Annotated in this window: 13 protein-coding genes; 4 read left to right on the top strand and 9 right to left on the bottom strand. The window is 36.2% G+C overall.

The window, feature by feature from the left end; all coding sequences use genetic code 11:
• Positions 1-54 precede the first annotated feature (54 nt).
• The 6 genes from pgsA to ACG94X_RS15735 form a co-directional block, all read right to left on the bottom strand.
• Positions 55-642: a CDP-diacylglycerol--glycerol-3-phosphate 3-phosphatidyltransferase gene (pgsA, locus tag ACG94X_RS15760; protein ID WP_419384663.1), complete on the bottom strand. Its 588-nt coding sequence runs from the start codon at positions 640-642 to the stop codon at positions 55-57.
• A gap of 105 nt (positions 643-747) precedes the next feature.
• A complete protein-coding gene (locus ACG94X_RS15755) occupies positions 748-1,542 on the bottom strand; it encodes a thioesterase family protein (RefSeq protein ID WP_419384641.1) in 795 nt (264 codons plus the stop codon).
• A 218-nt stretch (positions 1,543-1,760) separates the two neighbouring features.
• On the bottom strand, positions 1,761-3,560 hold the full coding sequence (uvrC, locus tag ACG94X_RS15750; protein WP_419384640.1) for an excinuclease ABC subunit UvrC: 1,800 nt from the start codon (positions 3,558-3,560) through the stop codon (positions 1,761-1,763).
• A gap of 162 nt (positions 3,561-3,722) precedes the next feature.
• On the bottom strand, positions 3,723-4,655 hold the full coding sequence (locus ACG94X_RS15745) for a hypothetical protein (protein ID WP_419384639.1): 933 nt from the start codon (positions 4,653-4,655) through the stop codon (positions 3,723-3,725).
• A gap of 318 nt (positions 4,656-4,973) precedes the next feature.
• Positions 4,974-5,393 carry a PH domain-containing protein gene (locus tag ACG94X_RS15740; RefSeq protein ID WP_419384638.1) on the bottom strand — a complete coding sequence of 140 codons (420 nt, stop codon included), beginning with the start codon at positions 5,391-5,393 and terminating at the stop codon, positions 4,974-4,976.
• A gap of 119 nt (positions 5,394-5,512) precedes the next feature.
• Positions 5,513-6,136: a PH domain-containing protein gene (locus ACG94X_RS15735; protein ID WP_419384637.1), complete on the bottom strand. Its 624-nt coding sequence runs from the start codon at positions 6,134-6,136 to the stop codon at positions 5,513-5,515.
• Between the two features lie 711 nt (positions 6,137-6,847).
• Between ACG94X_RS15735 and fadB the strand changes: the two genes are divergently transcribed.
• The 3 genes from fadB (at position 6,848) to ACG94X_RS15720 (ending at position 11,066) form a co-directional block, all read left to right on the top strand.
• A complete protein-coding gene (fadB, locus tag ACG94X_RS15730) occupies positions 6,848-9,001 on the top strand; it encodes a fatty acid oxidation complex subunit alpha FadB (protein WP_419384636.1) in 2,154 nt (717 codons plus the stop codon).
• 12 nt (positions 9,002-9,013) lie between these two features.
• On the top strand, positions 9,014-10,186 hold the full coding sequence (fadA, locus tag ACG94X_RS15725) for an acetyl-CoA C-acyltransferase FadA (RefSeq protein ID WP_419384635.1): 1,173 nt from the start codon (positions 9,014-9,016) through the stop codon (positions 10,184-10,186).
• Positions 10,187-10,322: 136 nt separating this feature from the next.
• Entirely contained in the window at positions 10,323-11,066 is a 744-nt protein-coding gene (locus ACG94X_RS15720; protein ID WP_419384634.1) for a hypothetical protein, read from the top strand.
• A 335-nt stretch (positions 11,067-11,401) separates the two neighbouring features.
• Here ACG94X_RS15720 and ACG94X_RS15715 read toward each other — a convergent pair whose 3' ends face one another.
• A complete protein-coding gene (locus tag ACG94X_RS15715; protein WP_419384633.1) occupies positions 11,402-11,911 on the bottom strand; it encodes a hypothetical protein in 510 nt (169 codons plus the stop codon).
• A gap of 332 nt (positions 11,912-12,243) precedes the next feature.
• On the bottom strand, positions 12,244-12,993 hold the full coding sequence (locus ACG94X_RS15710) for a hypothetical protein (RefSeq protein WP_419384632.1): 750 nt from the start codon (positions 12,991-12,993) through the stop codon (positions 12,244-12,246).
• A 185-nt stretch (positions 12,994-13,178) separates the two neighbouring features.
• Here ACG94X_RS15710 and ACG94X_RS15705 point away from each other — a divergent pair, with 185 nt between their 5' ends.
• Positions 13,179-13,904 (top strand): DsbA family oxidoreductase, encoded by a 726-nt coding sequence (locus ACG94X_RS15705; RefSeq protein ID WP_419384631.1) that lies wholly within the window; start codon positions 13,179-13,181, stop codon positions 13,902-13,904.
• A 182-nt stretch (positions 13,905-14,086) separates the two neighbouring features.
• Here ACG94X_RS15705 and ACG94X_RS15700 read toward each other — a convergent pair whose 3' ends face one another.
• On the bottom strand, positions 14,087-14,287 hold the full coding sequence (locus ACG94X_RS15700; protein WP_419384630.1) for a dodecin family protein: 201 nt from the start codon (positions 14,285-14,287) through the stop codon (positions 14,087-14,089).
• Positions 14,288-14,743: the final 456 nt, after the last annotated feature.

Below are 14,743 nucleotides of genomic sequence, written 5' to 3'. Positions count from 1 at the left end.
AAGCCTTTCTCTAAGGAAAGGCTTTCTCTAAAAATGACTAAAATTTCAAATGAATTAAGGCTGTTTCAAATATGGCCAAGCGGCTCTTAAATAAATAAACATCGACCATAATGTTAAAATAACAGCGGTATAAAGTAAGCCGTACGCTAATATTTCAAGCGGTTGCCAATTCAATAAAAATACAGTGATCGCAATCATTTGGAATGCAGTCTTATATTTCCCCACTGTAGATACTGCAACATTGGTACGTGCGCCCAATTCTGCCATCCATTCACGAAGCGCGGATACCGTAATTTCACGAGAAATAATGACAATTGCCGCAAAAGCCATTGTAATTGACGGTTGCCATTGCACCAAAACGATAAGCGCAGCAGTCACCATTAATTTATCTGCAACTGGATCTAAGAAACGTCCAAAAGCTGAAGTCTGGTTCAGTGTTCTTGCCAGATAACCATCAAACCAATCTGTGATCGCTGCTACAACAAAAATAGCAGTGAGGATAAAATGACGTGTCATCCCCCCCTCATGCCCACCAACACCGATCGCTGGTGGCCAGTATGCAATCACTAAAAAAACTGGAATTAACGCAATACGAGCGAGCGTCAAGATATTTGGAATATTCAGAATACGACCTGTAGTCATAGACATCGCCAGTGTGTCCCCTTTCTACCTGATTTCAGGCAAAATGTAGTTTAGAGTCATGCTCAATTTCGTTAATACTTTATACGATTCACAGGAAACTGTCGACTAGGCAAATACAGTAACCGTTTGTCTTGCAATCGCGATCAGTCGGTTTTGTTCATCCCACAAATATGCATGTTCCGTGGCATAACCATATTCGGCAAAATCTGTAATCACCTGATACTTAAACCAATCATTCAATTGACTCTGTAAAGGATGAATAAATGTTAATTGCCATGTCAATGTGCTTGCGGGTGCAGGCTTGCGAAACATAGGTAACACACCCGGTGGCCAAACATCCATTAAAGTCATAAGATCTGAAACATTCATTTCCCGATTGGCATGTAACTCAGGGTCAAAACGACACCATCCTGCAAAATCTGGCTGCTTACTACCTGACATTGGATAATTGCCTTCCGTCCAAGCCAGTTGGAAATTTTTTACACATTCTGGAAAGGGTAAATATTTAGGCAGAATATTAATTTGATCTAAAGGTGGAAAATCAGGTGCTTGAGGCTCTAAAGCCACCTGTATTTTAGAATCTCGTTGGCTACCAAAGCTCGCAATCAAAATACTTTGTACGGCTTCATTTTGCCAAAGTCTCACTTCAACTGTGGTGACCGACTTACCTTGTCTTAGAATTTCAGCAGTCAACTTCACTGGAGCTTCTTCTACAGGTCCAACAAAAGTCACACTACAACTGAGCAACTTTTTGAATGAATCATTAACCGTTACCACAGCCTTGTGAATGAGCATTCCTGCAACAAGACCACCAAAAATAGTACGGCCTTGTAACCATCCTTGCGGGATATCAATCTGTTCGCTGTGTTCAATTTTTTGAAATAATGGTTCTAATGACATGACTTACCCTGATTCCCTATCTTTGGCTTACTGTTTCATATTTGAAGCTGTATGAAAATGATCGGTGACTCATGCGTCAGTGATCATTTCGGCAAATAGATGATTTCTAAATGTTATACATTTTAAAATTTAGAGGTCTTCCCAACCACGCTGAATAATGCTGTCTTTTATAAAACTAAGAAATAATGCTGCGTAAAAATATTATTGATCAAAAATCATCACTCATGTAAAACCTTATAAATAGTCCTTGCCATGACATCACCTAAACCAGGAACGATTTTTAAATCATTCTCAGAAGCTTTGAGTACACCCTGAATCCCACCAAAATGCGTCAGTAAGTCACGACGACGTTTCGGACCTAAGCCTGGAATTGCTTCCAATACTGAACCACCACGGCGTTTATCTCGTTTTGCACGATGTTTAGTAATTGCAAAACGATGTGCTTCATCACGTACCTGTTGGATCAAATGCAAGGCTTTGTTGTCTTCGGGCAATTGAATTTTTGTGCCATCGGTAAAATGTAAAGTCTCTAAACCGGGTTTACGCCCTTCTCCTTTAGACACACCGACCATAAATGCTTCTAGACCTAAATCTTGCATCACTTCCATTGCCATGTGGAGTTGCCCTTTACCACCATCAATCAGTAATAAATCTGGCAACATGGCTTTTTTATAGCGACGAGTTAGTGCTTGGCGCATTGCCGCATAATCATCACCGCCTGTGATCCCTTCAATCGCAAATTGACGATAATCACGTTTACGTGCCCCGCCAGCGTCAAATACTACACATGATGCAATAGTCGCTTCGCCCATAGTATGTGAAATATCAAAACATTCAATACTGTCAATAGGACGACCACAGACTTGTTCAAGCTGATGAAAACGCTCATTTAATTCTAGATGATTGGCGAGTTTACCTTTAATTGCATGCTGCACATTCATTTCAGCCAATTCAAGCCACTCTGCACGTGTTTCACGAACTTTATGCTTAATCTGAATTTTCTTTTCAAACTGTTGATGAAGTGCTTCTTCTAACTCTTTACGATCTGAAACATCAACATTGACAATAAGTTCAGTTGGAACTTCATCTGCCACCTGAAAATAAAAATTAGCAATAAAATCAGATAACATTTGTCCCAAGTCATCGCCTAACATATCTGGAAAATAACTTTTCCCACCCAGCATTTTCCCATTACGCACATACATTATTTGTACGCAAGTCACACCTGCTTGGTAAGCAATCGCAATAATATCGGCTTCACCCTTGAGCTTATAAATCGCTTGTTGTGACTGGACATCACGTAACAAAGCCATGCGATCACGATAAAAAACTGCTTTTTCGAATTCTAAATTTTCCGCAGCCTGTTCCATTTTCTGAATCAATTCCTGATTCAGTTCTTTGGTGTCACCATTTAAAAAACGAATCGAGTTTTGCACATCTTCGTTATAAGCTTCAGGTGAAATTAAACCGACACACGGCGCAGCACAGCGTTTAATTTGATATTGCAAACAAGGACGTTTACGCTGTGAAAAATAGCTGTTTTCACATTGGCGGACATTAAATAATTTTTGTAGAACTAAAAGCGTGTCTCTTGCATTGTAAGCACTTGGATAGGGTCCAAAAAACTTACCCACTTGATGTTTGCCTTTGCCTCGCCCTGAAGCAATACGTGGATAAGGTTTATCAGCAGAAACAAAGATATAGACGTAGGATTTATCATCCCGAAGCATAATATTATAAGGCGGACGATGCAGTTTTATTAGATTCTGTTCGAGTAATAAAGCTTCCGTTTCAGAACGGACGACAAGGGTTTCAATATTATAAATACGTGCAACCAAAGCCTGTGTTTTCGGATGTTCAATGGTTTTGACAAAATAACTCAGTACGCGATTTTTTAGATTTTTGGCTTTTCCGACATATAATAATTCGCCCTCTTTTCCCAGCATTTTATACACACCAGGTAAAGTCGTCATATTGGCTAGAATCTTTTCGATATTTTCACGTGCGTTTTCGTTCACAGTAGACTTTTAACTTTGGACTATAAATGGATGATGTAGTTAGATCATCCATTTTTCAAGTCTATGAGTGATTCAATTTTTAAATATTATTAGTTTCTACTGCCTTTATGAGCCACTCATTTTCATAAAATTACTCTTCAATAAGAATATTTTAGTTATAAACTAGTCGTCTAAATATATCGTAGCCCAAGTTTCCCATAATTCTATCTTTCTTAACTCTGATAGCACATCAGGTTTGAACATCGCTGCTTTAAAAGCGATTTCGTTCATATAATCACAACTCAATTGATTAGGTTCAATTATAAATGTTTCATTTAGCGGATGATAAAATCCCCAATAAATCTTATCGTCAATAATGAGTTTTACATTTGCTCTTTCAGGCTCATTAATATCTATTTTAAACTCGACCCAACTTACTTTGTTCCATAGACCAGACCTTTGGATTTCAGAATCCTCTCTCACATGGCGAATAATCTTTTCTGGGTAAAACTCAATATATTCTTGACTACTTTGGGCTGTTTGCTTTTGCCAACAGATTGATCCTTCAGGAAATATATTAGATGTACCATAACCTCCCCCCAGAATTGCTGCAAACACTTCAGCATTTGGGCTCTTTCTAATCATATGCATTGGATTATTTTTATCACTTTCAATGAGTTGACCTGAAACATCAATTTTCTTATATTTCCAAGACAAGACTAACGGTTTAAATGCAATATAATTACTAGCCGTATATCGTAGAGTTTCTTCATCAAAATTGACTTTTTCCCCTATTAAAAACTGATAGCTTTCCATTTGAGGAGGCACAATTGTAGAAATATTCTCTTGTGTAACAAAATTTCGTAATGCTTCTGTTTTAAAAACAGGTCTATCACTATATTTTACAAAAAAATCCTTATTTGAATCAAAGTTATATATTTTATAATTTGTATAAACTGCTGAGAAAACTAATAATGATGTAAGATCGTATTCACCACTAAAAGTATCTATAGCATATATTTTAGCGGGTGGTTGATAAACAGATGAATCATCCGATCCACCACCACAAGCTGTTAAAATTAAAGCATTGATTACAAAAAATATTGTTTTTTTCATTATATACATTCACTGTACTATTTGTTTTGAATCATTATTAACCAATATTTCATGAAATCACAAGTGTAAATCGCTTAAATTTTCACTGTTTTTTTATTTTCACTTAGTTGATTATTAAAGTAAATTTCACGAAATTCTCGTCTCAGTTAGGCCTTGTACTTTAGGTTTCTTTTATAAATATTTTAAAACCATAAAACATAAAAGCCCTATCATCTCAATCTTCTTCCAAAGCGAGAAGGCACTTTCAATACCCGTATAATTCACGTCTTATGATGATTCTAAAATATTTATTACAAACGATCACTATTATCTGTTTATTTAAATCTGAGAACTATTTACTTCTACTGTCTGACGAAAGGCCTGCTGATCTCTTGGAGAAACCAAAATTTGTTTCATTTTTCCATCTTTTAAATATTCAATTTTTAAACGATCTAAAGATAAAGCGGGGGAAGAAATAGAATTGTTCGTTTTAGATACTGTTTTAATATTTTCCAATGGAATAACCCATTTTAAAAACATACTCCGAATGGTCAGCGTATTATTGCCAATTGCGTAAGTTGTACTAAACACTGGCCACCAAAGAACAGCAATTGTAAAAATATAAACCATTGTATGTTCAGGATATTCTTCCATCGTACCTTTGGCATACATGGTGAATAATAACTGAACCAATAAACCAGTCATGGCAATCACAAAACCTAAAATCCACCAATCAATTTTAGAATGAAATTTCTGCATTTTTTAATGATCCAATCAAAATTGTAAGTTTACTGCTACATTCTAACCAAATCCCATAAACTTATCATGGATTAATTTTATTGATAAAAAAACGCCCTTTCGGGCGTCATCACTATAGATCAATTTTTTAAATAGCGCTCAAAAATTTCAGAAAAATCATAATGTTCAATTTCTTTTATTCTTTGGTTAGCAAAATCTTCAACTTGCTGCGCTGTTTGATTGATAATTTCCGGTAAATTCAAAATAGCGGCTTCACTTAACTCACGCAAATTAAACATTTTTTGAACATTTTCATTGCTTTGCAGCAAAATATTACGCTTACGATTAATCTCTTTAAATGCTTCACCCATGCTAAATAATGCTTTGTATAAATCACGAATTTTTTCAATTTGCTTTTTATCAATATCTATAGAGAAGTGTTGTTCACCCAATTGAAACTTGATTTCCGCATCTAAATCCACACTACCTGCTGTTTCCAAAAGCACATTTTTAATTGGATTATGTTTATATAAATAACGGTATAACATACGTTTTTTGCTAATAGCACTTTTACCATCAAGGTGCATAAATGCAACATTGGTAAAGCAATATTCATCTGTTTTACTTTTAATGACAAAGAATATTTTTTCATTATCCTCATGGAAAATATAATCATCTATATCTGTTTTATTAAAATCCTGAGGCTCAATAATCGTCCCAATATCACTCATACCCATTATTTCTGAGGCTAAATTTTTAAACATTCTATTTTCCTAACAGCATTATTCATTATGTTTTTAAATTATGAAAATAAAGCACGAAGCTCAAGTCTAGATTTGTTAAAAATACCATTTCGAGTGTTTCATCTATCAAAATAATTTGAATGAAAAATCTTTAAATTCAATCATCTTTCATTTTATTCTCATTTCCGTTGCAACAAACCAAATTTATAGATATCTGCACACTCTTGGCAAAACAACATATCCATATTTCAATGCTTTCAGATAAGTGTACCGAACTGTATCGTTTTGAAAATACCGAGTGCTGTTTGCTTTGGATAGATTATTTTATGCGATATTAATCACACCAATAAGCAATAAAAGATTCATTTATTTTAAAAACTATTAAAAATAACCTTAAATAATCCATCAATTGACCTAAATGACGAAAAAGATTATGACTCACCAATCTACAACTGAATAAATTTTATAAAAAAACAAATATAGAACCTGTTATTAAAGATATACATTTTAGTTACTTATGTAAAAAACCCCAGCAAAGCATTAATTTCAAAGGCTTACAGCAAAGTTGTCGATTAAAAAAATTGATGACCCTTGCGTCACGGCTTGATACAACTTGTTAGGTTATTTTTATATATAGTTATCGTAAGATTAGAGAAGTCGAAATGTGTGCGGGAAATGCATACACACTTCAAAACATCAATTTAGAAGTCCTCCAAAAAAGGAGATCAGGGCATGATCCACGCTGGCAATGCCATTACCGTCCAAATGCTTTCGGACGGAATTGCAGAATTCCGCTTTGACTTACAAGGTGAGTCGGTTAATAAATTCAACCGTGCAACGATTGAAGACTTTCAAGCAGCAATTGCAGCCGTTAAAGCTGACAGTTCAATCAAAGGGTTAATCGTTACCTCTGGTAAATCTACATTCATCGTTGGTGCAGACATCACTGAGTTTGGTGAAAATTTCAAACTGGGCGAAAGTGCAATTGTAGAATGGGCAATGCCTGTTCACGAAATTTTCAATTCTTTTGAAGACCTAGAAATTCCTAAAGTTGCTGCGATCAATGGTATTGCATTGGGCGGCGGTTTTGAAATGTGCTTAGTATGTGACTATCGTGTGATGTCAGATGCGGCAACAGTAGGTCTTCCAGAAGTTAAACTTGGTATCATTCCTGGTTTCGGTGGTACGGTTCGTTTAAGCCGTTTAATCGGTATCGATAATGCTGTTGAATGGATTGCGACTTCTGCAAACAAACGCCCTGCAGATGCGCTGAAAGATGGTGCTGTAGATGCGGTTGTTGCTGCGAACAAATTACAAGACGCTGCGATTGATCTTGTTAAACAAGCAATCTCTGGTCGTTTAGACTGGAAAGCAAAACGTCAAGAAAAATTAGAGCCTGTTAAATTAGACATGCTTGAACAGATGATGGCGTTTAACTCTTCTAAAGGTGTAGTTCTTGCTAAAGCAAACCCTGCACAATACCCTGCGCCGAAACTTCTTCTTGATTCACTTCAAGCAGGTGTAAGCCAAAAACGTGATGAAGCTTTGAAACTTGAAGCTCAAGCGTTTGCTAAAGCAGCGATTACGCCACAAGCAGGTGCGTTGATTGGTTTATTCATCAATGACCAAATTGTGAAAAAAGCATCTAAAAAACATGAAAAAGGTGCACATCCTGTCAACCAAGCAGCTGTATTAGGTGCTGGTATCATGGGTGGCGGTATTGCTTATCAAGCAGCAAGTAAAGGCACACCAATTATCATGAAAGATATTGGTAATCCACAACTTGCATTGGGTATGAGTGAAGCGAATGGCTTGTTAACCAAACAAGTTGAACGTAAAAAAATGACTGCTGCGAAAATGGGTGAAACCCTTGCTCGTATCCGTCCTACTTTAAGCTATGACGAATTCAAAGAAGTTGATATCGTTATTGAAGCAGTGACTGAAAATCCTAAAATCAAAGAAGCTGTATTAAAAGATACAGAAAGCAAAGTCCGTGAAAACACGATTATTGCTTCAAATACTTCTACGATTTCAATCACTCGTCTTGCAAATGCATTACAACGTCCAGAAAACTTTGTGGGTATGCACTTCTTTAACCCTGTTCACATGATGCCGTTGGTAGAAGTGATCCGTGGTGAGAAGACATCTGAAGAAGCGATTGCGACCACTGTTGTTCTTGCTCAGAAAATGGGTAAAACACCAATCGTTGTAAATGACTGCCCGGGCTTCCTTGTAAACCGTGTATTGTTCCCTTACTTCGGTGCATTTGACCTACTACTTAAAGACGGTGCTGACTTCCAGCAAGTCGATAAAGTTATGGAAAAATTCGGCTGGCCTATGGGTCCTGCATACTTGATCGATGTTGTTGGTATCGATACAGGTGTACACGGTGCAGAAGTTATGGCGGAAGGTTTCCCTGACCGCATGAAGCCTGATTATAAAGGCGCGATTGAAATCATGTACGAAAACAAACGTCTTGGTCAAAAGAATGACGTTGGTTTCTATAAGTATGAGCTTGATCGTAAAGGCAAAAAAGCAAAAGTTGTTGATCCAACTGCATATGAACTTGTTGCAACCATGGCAACTGCTGAAAAGCGTGAGTTTGATGCTCAGGAAATCATTGACCGTATGATGCTGACTTTCTGTAACGAAACAGTTCGTTGCTTAGAAGACAACATTGTTGCAACTGCTTCTGAAGCAGATATGGCGATGATCATGGGTGTAGGTTTCCCTCCATTCCGTGGCGGCCCTGCGCGTTACATCGACCAAACAGGTGTTGCTGAATACGTTGCACTTTGCGACAAATACGCACACTTAGGTAAGGCTTATGAAGCGCCACAGATGTTGCGTGACATGGCTGCAAACAACAAAAAATTCTACGGTTAAGGAGCAACGTGAATGGCTACTTTAAATCCACGTGACGTTGTCATCGTTGATGGCGTACGTTCTGCAATGGGTAAAACCAAAAACGGTATGTTCCGCAATGTACGTGCTGACAGCTTATCTGCTGAATTGGTTCGTGCTTTAGTTGCTCGTAACCAGTTTGATACAAATGAAGTTGAAGACTTGATCTGGGGTTGTGTAAACCAAACCTTAGAACAAGGTATGAACATTGGTCGTAACATTGCGTTATTGGCAGATTTACCAAAAACTGTTGCAGGTCAAACTGTTAACCGTCTTTGTGGTTCTTCTATGCAGTCGATCCACACTGCTGCTGCGCAAATTGCGACGAACCAAGGTGATGTTTTCATTATCGGTGGTGTAGAGCATATGGGTCACGTAGGCATGATGCACGGCATCGACCTAAACCCAGAAGCATCTAAGCATTATGCGAAAGCATCTAACATGATGGGCTTAACGGCTGAAATGTTAGGTCGTATGAACGGTATTACCCGTGAAGAGCAAGATGCATTTGGTGTTGAATCTCACCGTCGTGCATGGGCTGCTACTCAGGAAGGTCGTTTTAAAAACGAGATCGTGGGTGTTGAAGGTCATGACCAAAATGGCTTCAAAATCCTGTGCGATATCGATGAAGTGATTCGTCCAGATGCCAACATTGAAGCGTTCAAATCTTTACGTCCTGTATTTGACCCTAAAGGTGGTTCTGTAACGGCTGCAACTTCATCTGCATTGTCTGATGGTGCATCTGCAATGTTGTTGATGTCTGCTGAGCGTGCTCAAGCTTTAGGTCTTAAGCCACGTGCTGTCATCCGCTCTATGGCGGTTGCAGGTTGTGAAGCTGCGATCATGGGTTATGGTCCTGTTCCTGCAACTCAGAAAGCGCTTAAACGTGCTGGTTTGAGCATTGCTGACATCCAAACCTTCGAGTTAAACGAAGCCTTTGCTGCTCAAGGCTTGTCTGTTATGAAAGGCTTAGGCATTTATGACAAGCAAGACAAGATCAACTTAAACGGCGGTGCGATTGCTCTTGGTCACCCATTAGGTTGTTCTGGTGCACGTATCACGACTACATTACTGAACGTAATGGAACAGCAAGATACGCAAATCGGTCTTGCAACGATGTGTATCGGTTTGGGTCAAGGTATCGCGACGATTATCGAACGTGTTTAATTTTTAATTAAATACTGAGATAAAAAATCCTCGCTTAGTGCGGGGATTTTTTATATATTTTAAACACGAAACGCTGTCCTCACTTTTTTATTCATCTCTGGCATAAAATGAATTAAACTTAATGTTCCATATAAAAATGAAAAATAATAGAAAAAAAATTATTCCAATTATTATCATCAGTATCATACTTGCTATATTGATCTTTTATATCACACCTTTGGGTAATCAATACGAATTTACTTTTTTTCATATAACGCTAAGCCGCACTTTAAGCTATGTCTTGTGCATTATCATTTTGGCACCTTTAGCACTCATCATAATTGATTCATTTTATGCTCGCGATATTGAACAACAACGTCATACCTTTCGTTATCGTAAAACTAAAAAAATGCTCACTTATTTAATTTTTATTTTTATGATGCTTCTTCTCATTGCATATTTTTCAATAGGATTAAGTCGTATTGTTTTATATACAAACAATTATATGTTAATCAAAAGCAATGAACTGATTGGGGAAAAAGCCATTGAAGAATTTATTATGGAGTTTAGAACAGAACTCAATCCAACTTTTAATCAAAAAATAAATATCGGTTCTGTAAAAAATACACGGTATATTATTGATCCTACACCATATAAATTATCAATCACATTGCATGATGATAAGCATAATTACCCACTTAAAGAATACTGCTTTAAAGGCAATGAACCACCTTTACTTCAGCAGAAATCGATTTATATTTCAGGTTATTATTCTTTTATGGGATTCAGTGCCAATCAAAATCAGCATTTAAGTGACCATTTCACCAACAATAAAGGTGAACGTATTTCCCATTTAAACTTAAATATATGTGAATTTATCTATCGATCAAACCCCAAATAATGAAAACTTAAATCCTACCCAAAGACAAGAAATCACTAATCTGATCAATGCTAAATCACAACAAATATTTTAGCTTTATTAGGTAATTACCTTTGCTACATTCAAATAATTTTTTATATTCTGTATTAATGAGATATATAAACCAAAAAATATTTTATTAAAACTACCTAAAAAGTAAAAGATGTTAGTTCTACAGCTTGTCATTATTGAAATTTTAATAACAGAGACAACTTCATTGATCGACACGTATCGTATAAAACTATTTCACCTGAGCCTATTAACAAAAAAGCCAATCATCTGATTGGCTTAACTTACTCAAAATTTAAAATAAGTTATTACTTTGGTAGACTACTTTGTAACTTGTCATTCCCAATCATCAATCTTAATCGATCCATGTCTACATTTAATTGAAAAGAACCATTTTTCACAGCTTGAATGGCTTTATCCCGATCTATACCCATAGAAACTGGTTCAAGCATCGTGAATAAACCTGTGGTTGGATCGGAAGACTGCAGACCAGAAGCAACGGCCATAACATATTGCTGTAAAAGTGGAGAAATACCACTCATATCAGAACGTGCAACAGGTGGTTTAATATCAATCACACCAATATTATCGCCAATAACATAGTTCTGAATGTCTTGCTCACTCTTCATTATTTTACGTTCTAAGGCTTTACGTACATCTTTATCTTCCTGAAAAGGAAGCGAACCAATTTCTTCACGTAATTCAGCCTCTGCCATGACTTTAATCGTAGGCAAAGAAGCTAATTCTTCTGCTTGAGCGGTAGGTAGCCAAACACAACCCAACATTAAAGAAAGTATCGAGATTTTCATAGAGTTCATACGCTTATCCCATAACATGAATCATTCAATATTGGTCAAACCATAAAAAATGTTCGGTAAAATAAACCATCTAGTAAATAGGCTATAACAAACGCCGAAGGGTTTCACTAAACCTCAGATAAACGGTTAAACTGTAAAAGAACTTCAATTTTTAAAATAAAAAGCATCGGAAAATGCTATTTTTTACAGCATTCAAACTCATTTATTTTCAAACTGAATTGTCTAAAAATTTAACCTGTTCTTAACCTTCTATCATTCCCAAAATAATCACTCTCTTTACCTATATTGATCGTTCTATATATTTTCAAACAATCATTTCCATTCTTATTATTTTATAAAGCTTCTTGTAAAACTTCCGCATTTTGGTCTTTCTGATTATTAATTTGTGCATTCAGTTTTAGAACATCTTGAAATAATTGATTAAATTTTTTGACCTGCGCATCGTCATTAAACAAAATTTGATTGCCTTGCGACTTCCATTCATATTTTTTAAGCATGTCGAACATCGCTTCAGCTTTTTCGAGTATTTTTAATTCATTTAAAATTAAAGAATTTTCAGGATCCAATTCAGCATTCTGTTCTAATTTAGCCATCAGTGGTTTTTTTAAATCTTTGCGTAATTCGAGTTGCTTCAACTGGTTTAACGCTGCTTTTTTATTTTGAATATTAACCTGTTGATACTGCTGCATCGCCTGTCGGACAGTCGACATCATCTGTTCTGTTTCTTTATAATTCTGCTTTCGATCTGCATCCAAACGCTTAACATCTAGAAAATGATCCCACTTCGCTACTGCCAATTGGTTTAAATACGCATTACGCGTTTCAATATTTTTAATCCAATAGTTCAATAAGAATTCGGACAGAACTTTATAATCCCCTTTTAAACGTGGGTCATGAATATCGATTTGAATTGGCTTGGAACGATCTTGCGCTTGTTCATAGAGTTGACGCATCTTATCGGTCATGACCAAGTCAAAAGCTTGCCGATTGGCTTCTTCATTTTTTACAGTGCTATGGTCATAGTAGAAAAAACCCACCACAGCAAGAATGACGATTGCCAAAATAATCAATATTCGACGCATACCTTGCTCCTTAAGTTTTATCTATGACTTAGAATAACTTAGCCTCTTTATTTTGTATATTATTTATTCAAATGAGCGACAACTCATTTCAGTACTCTATTTTGCAATTGCGTGGTTTTAGACTAAACTTTAAATCTCCCCCTATCATCCCCATGATAGTAACAACTACTTTTTAGAGATTTCCCATGCGTGTAGATATTTGGTCAGATGTGGTTTGCCCATTTTGTTATATTGGTAAAAAACGTTTAGAAGCCGCAGCAAAACAAGCAGGCATGGAACTTGAAGTGCATTGGCATAGTTTTGAGCTTGATCCAGAAGCACCTATACGTCAGGAAGTATCGAACTCTGAACGCCTTGCGCAAAAATATAATCGTACGATTGCCGAAGTTGAAGAAATGCAACGTAATATTGCCACGATGGCAAAAGCTGAGGGTATTGAATTCAACTGGGAAAATGCCAATTCAGGAAATACCTTTAATGCGCATCGTGTGATCCATCTTGCACAAAGCAAAGGTTTAGGTTCTGAAGCAAAAGAAGCCTTTTTCTACAGTTATATGACGCAAGGTATGCCAATTGGTGAACGTGAAACTATCGAAGATGTCGCTTCACGTATTGGTTTAAACCCTGTAGAAGTCGATGATTTATTGGACTCTGACGAATATGCAGATTTTGTGAAATTCGATGAAGAAGTTGCACATGATCAATTAAAAGTGACTGGCGTTCCTTTCTTTATATTTGACCAACGTGTCGCTTTGGCAGGTGCGCAACCTACTGACGTTTTTGTACAAGTCTTAAAACAAGCAGCGGAAGACGTGTCACAAGCTGAAACTCAAGATGCTGAAAATAGTGAAACTGAACAACAAGATGCACCTATATGTAATGATGATGTATGTGACGTTCCAAACGAATAATCTGTTAATCGTCATTGATAATGATGATTTTAAATAACGCAGAAATGATAAAACCCACATTGAAATAATGTGGGTTTTATTTTTAATCTTAATTTAGTCATGAATCGATTACTTTAAAACTGTACTTTGAATCTATTGTTATAGAAACGAATTGAGAAAATTGATTTAAAAATTTGGCGAAGCTATTCGACCAAGAAACTGATTTTTAAATTAACCCGATATTCAGTGATTTTATCATCTTTAATCACCACTTTTTGCTCATTGATCCAAGCCCCTTGAACATTTTTGACGGTTTCCGTCACTTTAGCGATCCCCGTTTGAATTGCATCTTCAAAACTTTTCTGACTACTCGAATTGACCTCTACAATTTTTGCAATTGCCATATGATGCGCTCACTTTTTCCATGAATGAAATTTGATCATATTACAATTTGATTCAAACATTCACCTGAATAAAAAATAGACAAAATAATCATACATAACGCTACAAAGTCGAATCACTTATAAATATATTTAAAATTTATGAATTTTTTGCAATGTTTTTTATCCCTTTTACGCTTTAATTTATACCTATTCAGAATAGGATTTCTAGATCACTTCTTTACGGATAAAGGTAAAGTTATCCACATATTTGCTGAAATTTTATGCTTATTTCAATAAAATTTGCAGATCACTCATCAATAGGTGAAGTGCTTTAATACAAAATTAAATAAGCAATTCAGAACAAAACTTAATCCTAACTTGGCAGAGTAAAACTTGAAGTGCGACATAAACCACCTAATTAATTTAAAGGGTTTATGGAGTATATAAAATTGTCATACCATCATCTTAACTTTGAAG

Origin of the sequence: Acinetobacter psychrotolerans (assembly GCF_048552595.1) — a bacterium.
Classification (GTDB): Bacteria; Pseudomonadota; Gammaproteobacteria; order Pseudomonadales; family Moraxellaceae; genus Acinetobacter.
The sequence above is the reverse complement of the archived record's forward strand: the minus strand, read 5'-3'. Positions and strand labels throughout refer to the sequence as shown.